11 protein-coding genes are annotated in these 14,850 nt (G+C 66.3%); 6 read left to right on the forward strand and 5 right to left on the reverse strand.

Annotation, left to right across the window (positions count from 1 at the left end; genetic code table 11):
* Positions 1-198: 198 nt before the first annotated feature.
* On the reverse strand, positions 199-1,248 hold the full coding sequence (locus tag C662_RS13545) for an RNA methyltransferase (protein ID WP_002930128.1): 1,050 nt from the start codon (positions 1,246-1,248) through the stop codon (positions 199-201).
* Positions 1,249-1,363: 115 nt separating this feature from the next.
* Between C662_RS13545 and C662_RS13550 the strand changes: the two genes are divergently transcribed.
* From C662_RS13550 to C662_RS13560, 3 genes are read left to right on the forward strand one after another with little or no spacing between them, the layout of a single operon-like run.
* Positions 1,364-2,215 (forward strand): AAA family ATPase, encoded by an 852-nt coding sequence (locus tag C662_RS13550; protein WP_002930131.1) that lies wholly within the window; start codon positions 1,364-1,366, stop codon positions 2,213-2,215.
* A gap of 11 nt (positions 2,216-2,226) precedes the next feature.
* On the forward strand, positions 2,227-3,597 hold the full coding sequence (locus C662_RS13555; protein ID WP_002930132.1) for an EAL and HDOD domain-containing protein: 1,371 nt from the start codon (positions 2,227-2,229) through the stop codon (positions 3,595-3,597).
* A 23-nt stretch (positions 3,598-3,620) separates the two neighbouring features.
* A complete protein-coding gene (locus C662_RS13560; protein ID WP_002930136.1) occupies positions 3,621-4,799 on the forward strand; it encodes a vWA domain-containing protein in 1,179 nt (392 codons plus the stop codon).
* A gap of 157 nt (positions 4,800-4,956) precedes the next feature.
* Here C662_RS13560 and C662_RS13565 read toward each other — a convergent pair whose 3' ends face one another.
* Complete coding sequence (locus tag C662_RS13565) at positions 4,957-5,418, reverse strand: MarR family winged helix-turn-helix transcriptional regulator (RefSeq protein ID WP_002930139.1); 462 nt, start codon at positions 5,416-5,418, stop codon at positions 4,957-4,959.
* Positions 5,419-5,619: 201 nt separating this feature from the next.
* Between C662_RS13565 and C662_RS13570 the strand changes: the two genes are divergently transcribed.
* Positions 5,620-7,170, forward strand: a complete 1,551-nt coding sequence (locus tag C662_RS13570) for a chloride channel protein (protein WP_002930141.1) — start codon at positions 5,620-5,622, stop codon at positions 7,168-7,170.
* Positions 7,171-7,228: 58 nt separating this feature from the next.
* Here C662_RS13570 and htpG read toward each other — a convergent pair whose 3' ends face one another.
* From htpG to greB, 3 genes are all read right to left on the reverse strand, one after another.
* Entirely contained in the window at positions 7,229-9,172 is a 1,944-nt protein-coding gene (htpG, locus tag C662_RS13575; RefSeq protein WP_002930143.1) for a molecular chaperone HtpG, read from the reverse strand.
* A gap of 95 nt (positions 9,173-9,267) precedes the next feature.
* Entirely contained in the window at positions 9,268-10,899 is a 1,632-nt protein-coding gene (locus tag C662_RS13580) for a methyl-accepting chemotaxis protein (RefSeq protein ID WP_002930145.1), read from the reverse strand.
* 171 nt (positions 10,900-11,070) lie between these two features.
* On the reverse strand, positions 11,071-11,628 hold the full coding sequence (gene greB / locus C662_RS13585) for a transcription elongation factor GreB (RefSeq protein WP_002930147.1): 558 nt from the start codon (positions 11,626-11,628) through the stop codon (positions 11,071-11,073).
* 166 nt (positions 11,629-11,794) lie between these two features.
* Here greB and C662_RS13590 point away from each other — a divergent pair, with 166 nt between their 5' ends.
* Both C662_RS13590 and C662_RS13595 read left to right on the forward strand, forming a co-directional pair.
* Entirely contained in the window at positions 11,795-13,816 is a 2,022-nt protein-coding gene (locus C662_RS13590) for a methyl-accepting chemotaxis protein (protein ID WP_002930148.1), read from the forward strand.
* 314 nt (positions 13,817-14,130) lie between these two features.
* Positions 14,131-14,850 carry a hypothetical protein gene (locus tag C662_RS13595; protein WP_002930150.1) on the forward strand — a complete coding sequence of 240 codons (720 nt, stop codon included), beginning with the start codon at positions 14,131-14,133 and terminating at the stop codon, positions 14,848-14,850.

Genomic DNA, 14,850 nt, shown 5'->3' on the forward strand with positions numbered 1-14,850 from the left:
TCAACCCCTCGCGGCTGGCGCCGCTCCTACGGGAAACCGTCACGCACGTCGCCCGCTGTAGGAGCGGCGCCAGCCGCGAGCTTTTCGGGGCTTGCGACACACCTCGCCGCCTTCAACCCCTCGCGGCTGGCGCCGCTCCTACAGGGGGGCGCGACACGCGCTGCGGTTTGCGGTTGGGGCGGGCGGGGCAAGAGCGCTTCAACCGGGCAGCTGCCCTCGAACGGCGCGCTTCTCTTCCCTGCGCACGAATGCCAGCTTGCTTTCGCGCGCGCGCAGCTGACCGCAACCGGCATCGACGTCCTGCCCGGCAGACTGGCGCAGCTTGGTGAGGATGCCGCGGCGGTGCAGGCTGCGTGCGATGGCGGCGGCACGCTCGGCATCCGGGCGGCGATAGGCGAGGCCGTCGACGGTGTTGAAGGGGATCATGTTCATCACCGCGTACTTGCCGGCAAGCAGGCGTGCGATGCCTTCGATCTCGTCCTCGCCGTCATTGACACCTTCGATCAGCGTCCATTGGTACTGGATGGGATAGCCGGTGGCGCGCGCCCAGGCTTCGCCGAGCTCGACCAGCTCGCCAGGGTCGATGCGCGGTGCGCGCGGCAGCAGCTGCGCGCGCAGCGCCGCCTTGGTGGTGTGCAGCGACAGCGCGAGTGCAGGCTTGACCTGCATCTGCGGCAAGCGCTCGAACACACGCATGTCGCCGACGGTCGACAGCACCAGGTTCTTGTGCGGGATGGCACCCTCGGTGCCGAGCAGTTCGATCGCCTCAGCCACCGCGTCCAGGTTGTGCGCCGGCTCACCCATGCCCATGAACACCACTTTGTGCACCCGGCGCTGGCGGCGCGCCAGTGCCACCTGGGCGACGATCTCGGCGCTGCCGAGCTGGCGCAGCAGGCCATCCTTGCCGGTCATGCAGAACACGCAGCCTACTGCGCAGCCGAGCTGGGTGGACACGCACAGGCCGTCGCGCGGCAGCAGCACGCTCTCCACCGTCTGGCCGTCGGCAAGTTCGACCAGCAGGCGGGTGCCGTCCTCACCGGGGTGCTCGGAGCGCACGCGGGCGAGCGCGAGCAGCTCCGCTTCGAGCGCGGGCAAGGCGGCCTGCAAGGCCTTGGGCAAGCGGTTCGAGTCGGTGTGCGGGCCGGCATCGAGCGCGCGCCCCTGCAGCCAGGCGCGCAGCAAGCGGCCTTCGTGACTGGGGCGGGCGCCGAGCGTACGCAGGCGCTGGCGGATGGCGTCGATGTTCATGGCGCGCGATGCTAGCACTGCAGCGGCGGCTCTGCCTGCACGCGGGCGGATTCGCGAGGCCAGTGCCCCGCACTCCGGCCGTATAATCAATGCCATTCGACACGAGGAATCATGCATGTCCGATCTGCGCTTCGAAGGCACCCGCGACTACGTCGCCACGCCCGACCTCATGCTCGCGGTCAACGCCGCCATCCGCCTGCAACGCCCGCTGCTGATCAAGGGCGAGCCCGGCACTGGCAAGACCATGCTTGCAGAACAGGTCGCCGATGCCCTTGGTCTGCCCTTGCTGCAGTGGCACATCAAGTCCACCACCAAGGCCCAGCAGGGCCTGTACGAATATGACGCGGTGTCGCGCCTGCGTGACTCTCAGCTCGGCGACGACCGCGTCCGCGACATCTCCAACTACATCGTCAAGGGTGTGCTGTGGCAGGCCTTCGAAGCCGAGCGCCCGACCGTGGTACTGATCGACGAGATCGACAAGGCCGACATCGAGTTCCCGAACGACCTGCTGCGCGAACTCGACCGCATGGAGTTCCATGTATACGAGACGCGCCAGACCATCCAGGCCCGCCACCGGCCGATCGTGTTGATCACCTCGAACAATGAGAAGGAACTGCCCGACGCCTTCCTGCGCCGCTGCTTCTTCCACTACATCCGCTTCCCCGATCGCGACACCATGCAGCGCATCGTCGATGTGCATTTCCCGGCGATCCGCAAGGAGCTGCTCACCGAGGCGCTCGAAGTCTTCTTCGGCCTGCGCGACGTCCCCGGGCTGAAGAAGAAGCCCTCCACGTCCGAACTGATCGACTGGCTCAAGCTGCTGGTCGCCGAGGACATCCCGCCCGAGGCCCTGCGCAGCACGGACAACAAGACGGTCATCCCGCCCCTGCACGGCGCCCTGCTCAAGAACGAACAGGACATGCACCTGTTCGAGCGCCTGGTATTCATGGCACGCCACAATCGCTGAGCGAACCCACCATGTTCAAGGCACTGCTCGCCTGGCTGTTCGGCCGCGGCAAACCGTCGGCGGCCCCGCTACGCACGGCGACGGACGGGTTCGACAAGCTCAACCGCGACGCCCCGCTGCGCGCGACAACCCCCGACCTGAGCGCCGACGGCATCGTCACCTTCCTGTGCCGCGAAGCCGTCCTCGGGCGCAACCAGCGCATCGCCGGCTACCAGTTCATGCTGCAGGAGGGCACGCGGGCGCGCATCCGCCACAGCAACCGGCGGGTGCACCACGTCTATGCCGAAGTGCTGGTGCGCAACCTGATCAACGCCGATATCGGTGAACTCCTCGGGCACCGCATCGCCTTCATCGACGTACCGGACTCCTTCCTCACCGCCCCCTGCCTCGCGCACCTGCCAGCGGCGAACGTGGTCCTCATTCCCACCGCGCTGCCCGACGCAGGCGCGCCGGATTTCGACAGCCTGCGGCGCACGGTCGAGGACCTGCGCAAACGCGGCTTCAGGCTTGGCCTGCACGACCCCAACGTCGTCACCGAATTCAACGGCCTGCTGCCCTGGGCCGACTTCATCATCGCCCATGCGCAGGGCCTGGATGCCCGCCGTGGCCTGCAGCTGAGCAACATCGCCCTCGAGGTTGCGCCCAACGCGCGCCTGCTGGTGCGCGAACTGCCCTCGATCGAGGAGTTCCGGTTCAGTTTCAAGCTCGGCGCGAGCCTGTTCCAGGGCCCCTTCATCACCCGCCGCGAGGACTGGACCGAGCGCGAACTCGGCCCCAGCACACTGCGCATCGGCACCCTGATCGCCCGCCTGCGCGCCGACGCCGATACCCACGAGCTGGCCGAGCTGCTCAAGCAGGACGCTGCCCTGTCGCTGCGCCTGCTGCGCTACATCAACTCGGCTGCCAATGCGCTGCCGCAAAGCGTGTCCTCGATCGAGAACGCGCTCGCGCTGCTCGGCCGCGAAAAGCTCTACCGCTGGCTGATCCTGCTCGTCTGCAGCACGGCAACCGAAAGCGAGCGCGGCGGCGCGGCGCTGGAGACGGCGCTCGTCCGCGGCCGCATGATGGAACTGCTCGCCGCCGCGCACCCGAGCGCCGAGCGTGACGCCCTGTTCCTCGTCGGCCTGCTGTCGCTCATCGACGTGATCCTGCAGGTTCCGCTCGACAAGGCGCTGGCGCCGCTGGCCCTCAGCGCCGACATCGATGCTGCCGTCCGCGGCAAGGGGGGCCCTCTCCACGACCTGCTCCAGCTCGCCATTGCCTGCGAGCGAACCCAGGGCGACGGCCTGGCCGAAGCCGCCGAGCGCTGCGGCATCTCGCCCGAGCAGGCCACGGAGTGCCACATGCAGGCCCTGTCCTGGGCGATGCAGATACAGGACTGAGGTCCACGCCCGCGGAGCTGCCGATGCTGATCGATTTTTTCCTGCACCTGAAGGCACGCAAGCTGCCGGTGTCGACGCGCGAGTTCCTGACCGTGCTCGAGGGGATGAAGGCGCACGTGTGCGGCCCCTCCATCGACGACTTCTACCACTTTGCACGCACCTGCCTGGTGAAGGACGAAGCGCTCTACGACCGCTTCGACCAAGCCTTTGGCGAGTACTTCAAGGGGGTCACCGAGCTCCCCGGCCTCGAGGCGGACCTGCCCGAGGAGTGGCTGCGGGCAATGGCACGCAAGCACCTCAGCCCCGAGGAGCGCGCACAGCTGGAAAAGCTCGGCTGGGACAAGCTGATGGACGAGTTCCGCAAGCGCCTGCAGGAGCAAAAAGGACGCCACCAGGGCGGCAACAAATGGATCGGCACCGGCGGCAGTTCGCCCTTCGGCAACAACGGCACCCACCCGGAAGGCATCCGCGTCGGAGGCGAATCGGCGGGCAACCGCACGGCGGTCAAGGTGTGGGACAAGCGCGAGTTCCGCAACCTGGACGACTCGGTGGAACTGGGCACCCGCAACATCAAGGTTGCCCTGCGCCGGCTGCGCCGCTTCGCCCGCCAGGGCGCGTCCGAGGAGCTCGACCTCGACGGCACGATCGCCGCCACCGCACGCAACGCCGGCTGGCTGGACCTGATGATGCGGCCAGAGCGCCACAACGCGGTCAAGGTGCTGCTCTTCCTCGACGTTGGCGGCTCGATGGACGACCACGTCAAGATCTGCGAGGAGCTGTTCTCGGCCTGCCGGCTCGAGTTCAAGCACCTCGAGTACTTCTACTTCCACAACTGCGTCTACGAGGGTGTCTGGCGCGACAACCGCCGCCGGCACGCCGAGCGCACACCGCTACTCGACGTCATCCACAAGTACGGGCCGGACTACAAGCTCATCTTCGTCGGTGATGCCACCATGAGCCCCTACGAGATCCTGCATCCGCATGGCTCGGTCGAGCACATGAACGCCGAGCCGGGCGCCACCTGGCTGCGGCGGCTGCTCGACGCCTACCCGGCAGCGGCCTGGCTCAACCCGGAACCGGAACGCCTGTGGCCCTACCGCAAGTCGATCGAGCTGATCCACCAGATCGTCGGCGGACGCATGTACCCGATGACGCTCGATGGCCTGGCGCGCGCCACGCAGGGGCTGTCAAGAAAGCACTAGGCGCATCCGGATGCGGTGCCCTGGCACGCCACAATGCCGGGCGCACACAAAAAAAGAGCGGCCGGTCGGCCGCTCAAGCTGCTGTCCGCACAAGTGCAAGAAACACTGTGTGTAAGACACGGTCGGGACGTTCCGACCGTGCCAGGCGGAACATCGCTCATTCGGTGAAGGGCAAGGGCTGCATGCCAAAGCCTTCGTCAAGATTCTTGATCTGGCGCAGCAGCTTGTCGAGCTCGCTTTGAAGGCTCTCCAGGCCCGCCTCATCCATCAGCCGCAAGGCCTCGGGCAAAACCCCGCGCGCCGGAGATGGCGCCCGCGCCAGCAGTGCCTGGCCCTCTTCGGTAAGGTAGAGACGGACGACGCGCTGGTCGACAGTGGTGCGCTCCTTGCGAAGCAAGCCCGCAGTCTCGAGCCGATCGACCATGTTGGACGTGGTCGATTGATGCAGCGCCATGCGGTTGGCGAGTTCGCCCACCCGCAGGCCAGCTGACTCCTTGAGTTCCTGCAGAGCCCATAGCTGCGCCCCTGTCACTCCGCTCTGGCGCTCGATCCACTGGGAGTGGCGCTGCGCCGTGCGGATCAGGATCCTGAAACGCTGCAGCACCGAAAGCGGGGTCACCGGCGCGGCCGGCTTGCTTGCTCTTGCTTGGTTTTCCACTGTCTGAATCTCGCTCGGACTATATTTGCTCAAAGCTTCATTGTCAAAAAAACATCATTGCCTGCCACGGCGTCTATGGTAACGGTATCGTTCACCTTTCGCATGTGCAGCATGCACGCAACGAGCCCGGTTCAGTCGTCAGCGCCCCTCCGGAACGGCGCCATGCTGTACCGCAACAGAGCCCTCATGAGCCCCGACCCGAAACTCGATACGCCGACCCGAACTCGCTGGAGCCTGAGCCGGCTGTTACGCGGCGGTCGCCGCTACGCCCTGCCCTGGCTCTCGCTGCGCCGCTGGCGTGTCCGCTTGCTGCTGGTTGGCGCCGCCTTGTTCGCGGGGCTGCTCGCAATCGCCTTCGCGATCGGTGCCGAGCTTGCCATCGAGGCCCACGCCGGCGTGATGCGCGAGCGCCCCTGGCTGAGCCTGATCGTCGCGCCAGCAGGCTTTGCTGCGCTCGCCTGGGTATCACGGCGTTTCTTTCCCGGGACGGAAGGCAGCGGCATCCCACAGGCCATCGCCGCCTCCCTCTCCGACGACGGGCGGGTACGCAAGCAGCTGCTGTCGCTGCGCATCGCGATCGCAAAGGTATTCCTGACGCTGGGCGGCCTGCTGTCGGGCGCTTCGATCGGACGCGAAGGCCCCTCGATCCAGATCGGTGCCTCGATCATGCACATGCTGGCGAGCCGAAAGCGGCACCGGCGCATCGCGTCGAGCCGCGACCTCATCGTCGCCGGCAGCGGCGCAGGCGTGGCCGCGGCCTTCAACACCCCGCTCGGCGGCATCATGTTCGCAATCGAGGAGATGTGCCGCTACCGTGCCTTCCGCGCCAACAGCACCACGCTCACCGCGGTCATCTTCGCCGGTCTGATGTCACTGGCCGTGCTTGGCAACTACACCTACTTCGGCCGCACCCTGGCCACGATCGGCTGGCCCGACGGCATCTGGCCGGTGCTGCTGTGCGGCGTGGTCGGCGGCCTGCTCGGCGGCGGCTTCTCACGCGTGCTGATCGCCTCGGCGCGCGGCCTGCCCGGGCGAGTGGGCGTCATCGCGCAGACGCAGCCGGTGCGCTTTGCCGCGTTCTGCGGCCTGCTCACCGGCCTGATCGGCGTCGCCAGCGGCGGCCTGACCTACGGCACGGGCTATGCCGAATCCAAGGCTGCGCTCGAAGGCAGCGCCGCGCTGCCGATGGCCTTCATGCTGATGAAGATGGCGGTGATCTGGCTGGCTTTCGTGTCGCGCATCCCGGGCGGCGTGTTCGCACCCGCGCTCGCCGTGGGCGCCGGACTGGGATCGGACATCGCCATGCTGCTGCCCGGCGAACCCGACCCGGCCATCCTGGTCCTGGGCATGGTGGCCTTTCTTGCTGCCATGACACAGACGCCGATCACCTCCTTCGTGATCGTCATGGAGATGACGGCCAACCACCAGATGCTGCTGCCGCTGATGGCGACGGCGGTGGTGGCGCATGGCGTATCGCGCTCGGTCGCCCCGGTCCCGCTCTACCATGCACTCGCCTACCCCTGGCTGCGGCGGGCGGAAGGACGGGTCCAGCCCCCCGTACCAGATACCGCCGCGCCCTCGACAGCCGAATCCACAGCGGCCCCGGCTACGCAGGAGGCGCCCACCTCTCCCCTGGGCGTGGGCAATGCCGAGACTGCGGGCAACATGCAGGACATGCCCTCGACCGCCAGGAACAAGGAGGGGGCGCCCTGACGGACACCCCCTCCCGTGAAGCCGGCGGCCTGACCCGCAGCGCCGGTATGGGCCCGCTTTAGCTGCCGCTCATCGCCATCATCAGCTGGTTGATGCGCTTGACGAAGGTCGCCGGGTCGTCGAGCGTGCCGCCCTCGGCCAGCAGGGCCTGGTCGAACAGCACCGCTGCCCAGTCGTCGAAGTGCTTGTCCTCGTACTTCAGGCGCAGCACCGCCGGATGGCTCGGGTTGATCTCGAGGATGGGCTTGGAGACCGGCGCGTTCTGGCCCGCGGCCTTGAGGATGCGGGCGAGGTTCATGCCCAGATCGTGCTCGTCGGCCACCAGGCAGGCGGGCGAATCGGTCAGGCGCAGGGTCACCTTCACGTCCTTCACGCGCTCGCCCAGGCTCGCCTTCATCTTGTCGAGCAGTTCCTTGTACTCGTCAGCGGCCTTCTCGGCTTCCTTCTTCTCGGCCTCGTCCTCCAGTGCGCCCAGGTCCAGGCCGCCCTTGGCGACGGAGACCAGCGGCTTGCCGTCGAACTCGGTGAGGTTGCCGGTCACCCACTCATCGACACGGTCCGACAGCAGCAGCACCTCGATGCCCTTCTTGCGGAAGACCTCGAGATGCGGGCTGTTCTTCGCGGCATTGAAGGTCTCGGCGGTGACGAAGTAGATCTTGTCCTGGCCTTCCTTCATGCGGCCGATGTAGTCGGCCAGCGAGACGACCTCGTCCGCCGTGTCGAGCTGGGTCGAGGCGAAGCGCAGCAGGCCGGCGATCTTCTCCTTGTTGGCGAAGTCCTCACCCACGCCTTCCTTCAGCACCTTGCCGAAGGCCTTCCAGAAGTCGGCGTACTTCTCCTTGTCGGCAGCCTCCTCGCTGTTGGCCAGACCTTCCAGCATCGACAGCACCTTCTTCGTGCAGCCCGAGCGGATGGTGTCGATGTCCTTCGACTCCTGCAGGATCTCGCGCGACACGTTGAGCGGCAGGTCGGCCGAATCGACCACGCCGCGCACGAAGCGCAGGTAGGTCGGCATCAGCTTCTCGGCGTCGTCCATGATGAAGACGCGCTTCACGTACAGCTTGATGCCGTGCTTGGCGTTGCGGTCCCACAGGTCGAAGGGCGCGTTCTTCGGGATGTAGAGCAGGTTGGTGTATTCATGGCGGCCCTCGACACGCGAGTGGGTCCACGCCAGCGGCTCGTCGAAGTCGTGCGCAACGTGCTTGTAGAAGGCCTTGTACTCGTCATCCGTGATGTCGCTCTTGGCCCGGGCCCACAGGGCGTTGGCCTGGTTGACGGTCTCGTCCTCGTCCGTGAGCACCTGCTTCTTCTGCTCGTCGTTCCACTCCTCCTTCTTCATCACGATCGGCTGCACGATGTGATCGGAGTACTTGCGGACCAGGCTCTTGAGCTTCCACGACGACAGCAGGTCTTCCTGGCCTTCGCGCAGATGCAGGGTGATCTCGGTGCCGCGGCCGGCCTTGTCGACCTGCGCCACGGTGTAGGCGCCAGCTTCATCGCCGGCCATCGAGCATTCCCACCTCACACCCTCGCCGGCAGCCAGGCCGGCGCGACGGGTGAGCACGGTGACGCGATCGGCGACGAGGAAGGCGGAGTAGAAGCCGACGCCGAACTGGCCAATGAGGTTGGCGTCCTTCTTCTGGTCGCCGGTGAGCTGGCCGAAGAACTCGCGCGTACCGGACTTGGCGATGGTGCCCAGGTGGGCAATGGCTTCGTCGCGGCTCATGCCGATGCCGTTGTCGGCGATGGTGATGGTCCTGGCCTCGGCATCGAAGCCGATGCGGATCTTCAGCTCGGCGTCGTTTTCGTACAGGCTGCCGTTGTCGAGGGCTTCGAAACGCAGCTTGTCGCAGGCATCGGATGCGTTCGAGACCAGCTCACGCAGGAAGATCTCGCGATTGGAATACAGCGAGTGGATCATCAGGTGAAGCAACTGCTTCACCTCGGCCTGGAAGTTCAGGGTCTGGGACGACGCGTTGTTCGGGTTCTGTACTTCGGACATGTGACTGCGGCTCCGTCTGTTTGATCAGGACGGAGCCGCAGATGGGGGCGGTGCTCCCACTTTCAAGGGCCTGCCCGCGCATGCGGGGCGGGCGCTCAGCAGCGGAAGCGGCCGACGAGCTGGTTGAGGTCGCCTGCCAGTTGCTCCATGCGCTCCGCCAGCTGAGCCATCGAGGCCATCTCGGCCGTGGTGTCCTGCGCCATCGAGGTGATCCGCTCGACCTGCTGGGCGATCTCGGTTGCTGCGGCGCGCTGCTCGCGGGTGGCGAAAGCCACACCGCGGATCTTCTCCAGCGCCTCGCCGGCGCCGGACCTGATCTGATGCAGGGACTCGGACGTCTCATCGACGAGCACCACGCCGCCCTCGACCTGTGCCGTCACCTCGGCCATGGCATCGACCGTGCCCTTGGTCTCGGTCTGGATGCCCTCGATGACCTGCTCGATCTGGACCGTCGCCGCGGCGGTGCGCTCAGCCAGGCCGCGCACCTCGTCGGCAACGACCGCAAAGCCGCGCCCCTGCTCGCCGGCCCTGGCGGCCTCGATCGCCGCGTTGAGGGCCAGGAGGTTGGTCTGCCCGGCGATCTCCTTGATCACGTTGGCGATCGATCCCACTTCGTCCGCACGCAGGACCAGGTTCTGCAGCTTGCCTGCAGCCGCCCCGACCTTGGCAGCGATCGAGTTCATCTCCGTGACCACACGCTCGGCCCGCGCCGCGCCCTCATGGGCCAGCTCGGACGTCGCCGCCGAGTTCTCCTCGGCATGGCGGGCGCCATCCGAGATGTGCTCCACGCTCACCGTCATCTCCTCGACCGCGGCTGCGATGGCAGCGGTCGAGTCGGTCTGCACGGCCGACGCCTTGGACACCACCCGCGCGACCTCAGAGATGTCCCGCACGGTATCGGTCAGCCGCCCCGAACCCTGGCCGATTTCGCCCACCATGGCGCGCAACTGGCCAAGCATGGTCGACAGCGTACCAAGCAGGCTGTCTGCGCCCGCGCGATTGGCGACCCTGACATCGAGCTGACCCGCAGCGGCCTGGCGCATGACCTCGTTGGCATAGGCCGGCTCGCCGCCGAGCGCACGGACCACGCCCCTCACCACCCACCACGAGATCAGGCCGAGGACGACGAGCACCGCCAGCACGAAGATACCGAAGCCGGTCGCCGCGCCACGCATGGCGGTATCGATATCATCGACATACACGCCCGTACCGACGATCCAGTCCCACTCCGCGAACATCTTGACGTAGGACAGCTTGGGCTGGGGCGTCTCCGACCCCGGGCGCGGCCACAGGTAATCCACGAAACCGGCGCCATCGGCACGCGCCACGCGCACGAACTCGCGGAACAGGTACTTGCCCTGCGGATCACGATTCGGAGACAGGTCCACCCCCTCGAGATCGGGGCGGATCGGGTGCATCAGCATCACCGGACCGCTGTCATTGACCCAGAAGTACTCGTTGCCTTGATAGCGCAGGCCGCGCAACGCCGCCTTGGCGGCCTCCTGCGCATTGGCCCGGCTCATTGCGCCGCTGCGCTCCAGGGCGTGGAAATGCGCAATCAGACCGTGGGCGACCTCGACCTGGCTCCTGACGTTGCGCTCATAGCCTTCGGTCATGTGGCGGTGCGCATCACGCAATGCCACTGCAGTGAGCAATGCCAGGCCAGCCATCGCCACCACGACCAGCAGCGAGACACGCTGCACGACGGTCAATGATCCAAGGCGCATATCCCTTCCCTCCCTCTCTATGATTTCTTCGGTCTGTCAGCCCCCCTGCACGGCCAGCGGCTGCAACCTGTGCGTTTGCTATCGGCCAAATACACCTCCGACTTTAGCTGCATCGCGCCCACACCACCGCAGATACTCCAATGAAATACAAAGAGATAACGTTGACTTGCCTCAAACGTAGACCACGCCGACGATCTCCAGCTCACGCAGCCCGGCCGGGCTCTGGAAGCGCACCACGTCGCCGACCCGCGACTTCAGCACGGCACGTGCAAGCGGCGATATCCAGCTGATCCGGCCCTGGGTCGCATCAGCCTCATCCACTCCCACGATCTGCAGGGTCTGCTCCTCGCCGGTGTCCAGGTCGCAGAAACTCACCGTAGCGCCAAAGAACACCTGCTCCAGCTCGCGCTGGCGCTCGGGGTCCACCACCTCGGCGTTCTCGATGCGCTTGATCAGGAAACGGATGCGCCGGTCGATCTCGCGCAGCCGCTTCTTGCCGTAGATGTAGTCTCCGTTCTCCGAACGGTCGCCATTGCCTGCCGCCCACGCCACCGTCTCGACGAGCTTCGGACGCTCGAAGCGCACGAGCTGGTCGAGCTCCGCACGCAAGGCGTCGTAACCACGCCGGGTCATGTAGTTCTTGCTGCCGGCCGGCAGACGCAGGCCCGGCGCCAGATCCTCGTCGCCATCGCCGTCGCCGTCACTTTCCTTCACAAAGGCCTTGTTCATCCTCAAGCGGTCCGCAAAAAGTGCCGATGTTACGGACTGGTCCAGATTTGCGCCAAGCCGGACGGCAGGCCCATTTCGTGCTTTGCCTGGCCCGAGTGCTTACAAACGAGCGCGGCGCGGATGCTCGGACAACAACGAACCCGAATGAACGGAGGTCGAGGAGATCATGGGACTGTTCTTGCGCAAACAAGCCGCCAATGCGGCAGGGGTGGTGACCTTGCAGGCATCCTCGGCGACGCTGGGGGCAGCGCTTGACGCCTTGCGCATCAAGCCCACATTCGTGGTCGCTTTCGTGTCGCCGCACGTCGACATCGACCGCAGCGCGGCCGAGGTGCGCAGGCGCTTTCCCGATGCGGCGCTGGCCATGTGCACGACCGCAGGCGAGCTCTGCTCCGAACAGGGCCAGCTCTACTGCACGACCGGCGGAAGCTGGGATCGCATCGTCCTCCAGTGCTTCGACGCCTCACTGGTGGCCCGCGCCGAAGTGGTGGCGATCCCCCTAGGCAGCGAGGACTTGCGCCGCGGCTCGGTTGCCGTGCCGATGAAGGAGCGCGTGGCGCGACTGGCAAGGAGCATCGAGAACGCCGGCATCGCCCTCGACATCGATCACCGCGACACCTTCGCCTACGTGCTGTTCGACGGCCTGTCGGCATCCGAGTCGTTCTTCATGGAGGCCCTGTACGAGAGCGGCCGCTTCCCCTGTCTGTTCGTGGGCGGCTCCGCCGGCGGCACGCTCGACTTCAAGGTGTCCTGGCTGCACGACGGCAAGCGGCGCCTGGACAACCACGCCCTCGTCACTTTCGTCAGAACGGCGCCGGGCGTGCGTTTCGGCGTGTTCAAGAGCCAGAACTTCGAACCCACGGATGTCGTGTTCAACGTCTTGTCCGCCTCGCTGGAGCAACGCTACGTCAGCCAGGTGTTCGACCAGCAGGGCCGCATCGGCACCCTGGTCGACGCCTTGTGCGACCGACTCAAATGCGATCGCAGCTCGCTAGAGGCCAAGCTGGCCGAGTACTCCTTCGCCATTCGCGTCGGCAAGGAAATCTACGTGCGCTCAATCGCACGCATGGACCTGGATAGCGGGCGCGTGCACTTCTACTGCGACGTCGCCCCGGGCGAGGAGCTGGTCATGGTCCGCCGCACCGGGCTGGCCGAACGCACACGGCAGGACTTCCAGCGCTTCCTGGAAGGCAAGCCGGGACTGCCGGTGGCCGGCATCCTCAACGACTGCATCCTGCGCAGGCTCTACAACGAGCGCGAGCTCGGCGACATGGGCAAGGTCATGGAGGGCGTGCCACTCGCCGGCTTCTCCACCTTTGGCGAAATTCTGGGCTTGAATCTGAACCAGACCCTGACTGCCATCTTCTTCTTCCGCGTGCGCACCGGAGAAGGCTTCCGCGACGGCTTCGTGGACCAGTTCGTGGCCCACTACGGCGAGTTCAAGGCCTTTTTCCTGCGCCGCCAGGTCGCCAAGCTCGCGGGCCTGTCGCGTGTCGTGGTTCAGCAGATCGAGAGTTTCGAGGCCCAGCACTTCGACAGCTCGCTCGACGCCAGCGGGCTGGATGAATCGATGGCGAGGGTGTTCACCGGACTCAACGATCTTGGGCGGGTGCTCCGGGAGGCGAACACGCTGCGCGAGCACACTGCGCGGGAACTGGATGGTTGTGCCGGCGACCTTTACGGGTCGATGGATGCGCTGTCCGCACACATCGTCGAGCAGGACGAGGTCGTCCATCGCGCCGGCAGTACGGTCGTCGAACTTGCCGCGCGTGCGGGCGAGGTCGCCGCCAGCGCGCGCGGCCTGGCCGAAGCCAGTGCCCGCATCAAGAGCGTTGCAGGCGTGATCCAGCAGATCTCCGACCAGACCAACCTGCTCGCGCTCAACGCCGCGATCGAGGCGGCACGGGCCGGAGAACAGGGGCGCGGGTTCGCCGTGGTCGCAGACGAGGTGCGCAAGCTCGCGGAGAAATCGCGTACCAGTGCGACCGAGATCGGTGGCGACATTTCCCGGCTCGCGGATGCAATCAGCAATGTGGCGCGCGAGATCGAAGGCCAATCGTCCGGCGTGGCCGACCTCACCAAGCTGCTCGAGAGCATCGAGCAGTCGAGCCGCCGCACCGCGGACACGGCGGTGCACACCAAGGCGGTGGCCGATAGCCTGAGGGCGCTCACCAAGGGCAGCGCCTAAGACAGCCCCCCGCAAATTGGGGAGCAGCATTCATGAGCAGCGCGCATCGTTTCGGAACACGCGTGGAGCAGGAGCACTTGGCACAGGCCACTGCGTGAAACAGTTGCACCGCGGCATCGTACAGGGCCGGCGGGCGCCCGAAGCGCTCGCCGGCCCTCAGCTGCAGGGGTTTCAGCGCGCCCGGCATTTTTCATAACGCATATATCTGCACAACAATGGCATGATTGTTGCCTGAGCGCTCTCCAGCGCACGTGGCGCAGCCGTCACGGCGGCGCACTTGATCACTCGATCCGATGGCTGGAGACCCGCCGACAATGAATAACGAGCGACACCTGTGGCAAACACTGCTGGATGTCGAGGCGCCGTGGACGGTTACCGACTGCAAGGAGAATGGTGGCCGTCGCCACGACATCTGGATCGGACTGGAAACCCCTCGCCCCTGGTTGGGCATCATACGCGCGCGGCCTGTGCCGGGTACGCGGACACTGTCCTGGCGGCACGCCAACTTCGGCGCCTGGCAGATCCATATCCACGTCCAGGCGCCAGGCACGGCCGACCTGTCGCGCCAACCGTGGGCCGGCGAACCAGACCTGCCATTCACGCGCGCGCTCAACGAGCGGATCTTCACCTTTCTGCGCGAGGGATGCAGCCTGCAGAGCATCTGCACCCTGCTCGACCTGCCGATCACCGAACTCTGGCGATTGCGCTATGCGATGGACAGCGGCCGCTGGGGCTTCGACCGCTCCCCGGCCAAGTGTATCGCAGCGCACGGCAGCGAAACTGACGCAGGCGCGGCGGCGGACCCGGACGTGCCCGACGTGGCGGACCCAGTGTGGGTCGCGCTGCTGGAAGGCGGACGACAACTCGACATCCGCGTCCTCGGCCTGAAGCTGCTGCTGACACGGCTGCGCGCGCAGTTCGAGATGATCTCCGACGTCGAGGTGCGCACGCTCAAGTTGCAGGAACTGCACCGGTACTTCCTCAAGAACAAGCGCCTGCTCGCGCATGAACTCAGCCAGATCAGGAGCGAATGA

This window comes from Thauera sp. 28 (genome assembly GCF_000310145.2).
In the GTDB taxonomy this organism is placed as follows: domain Bacteria; phylum Pseudomonadota; class Gammaproteobacteria; order Burkholderiales; family Rhodocyclaceae; genus Thauera; species Thauera mechernichensis.

What these genes read in the sequence shown, in the direction of transcription:
- C662_RS13545 (WP_002930128.1), bottom strand. Translation starts at nt 1,248, where the DNA reads ATGAACATCGACGCCATCCGCCAGCGCCTGCGTACGCTCGGCGCCCGC.
- C662_RS13550 (WP_002930131.1), top strand. Translation starts at nt 1,364, where the DNA reads ATGTCCGATCTGCGCTTCGAAGGCACCCGCGACTACGTCGCCACGCCC.
- C662_RS13555 (WP_002930132.1), top strand. Translation starts at nt 2,227, where the DNA reads ATGTTCAAGGCACTGCTCGCCTGGCTGTTCGGCCGCGGCAAACCGTCG.
- C662_RS13560 (WP_002930136.1), top strand. Translation starts at nt 3,621, where the DNA reads ATGCTGATCGATTTTTTCCTGCACCTGAAGGCACGCAAGCTGCCGGTG.
- C662_RS13570 (WP_002930141.1), top strand. Translation starts at nt 5,620, where the DNA reads ATGCTGTACCGCAACAGAGCCCTCATGAGCCCCGACCCGAAACTCGAT.
- htpG (WP_002930143.1), bottom strand. Translation starts at nt 9,172, where the DNA reads ATGTCCGAAGTACAGAACCCGAACAACGCGTCGTCCCAGACCCTGAAC.
- C662_RS13580 (WP_002930145.1), bottom strand. Translation starts at nt 10,899, where the DNA reads ATGCGCCTTGGATCATTGACCGTCGTGCAGCGTGTCTCGCTGCTGGTC.
- greB (WP_002930147.1), bottom strand. Translation starts at nt 11,628, where the DNA reads ATGAACAAGGCCTTTGTGAAGGAAAGTGACGGCGACGGCGATGGCGAC.
- C662_RS13590 (WP_002930148.1), top strand. Translation starts at nt 11,795, where the DNA reads ATGGGACTGTTCTTGCGCAAACAAGCCGCCAATGCGGCAGGGGTGGTG.
- C662_RS13595 (WP_002930150.1), top strand. Translation starts at nt 14,131, where the DNA reads ATGAATAACGAGCGACACCTGTGGCAAACACTGCTGGATGTCGAGGCG.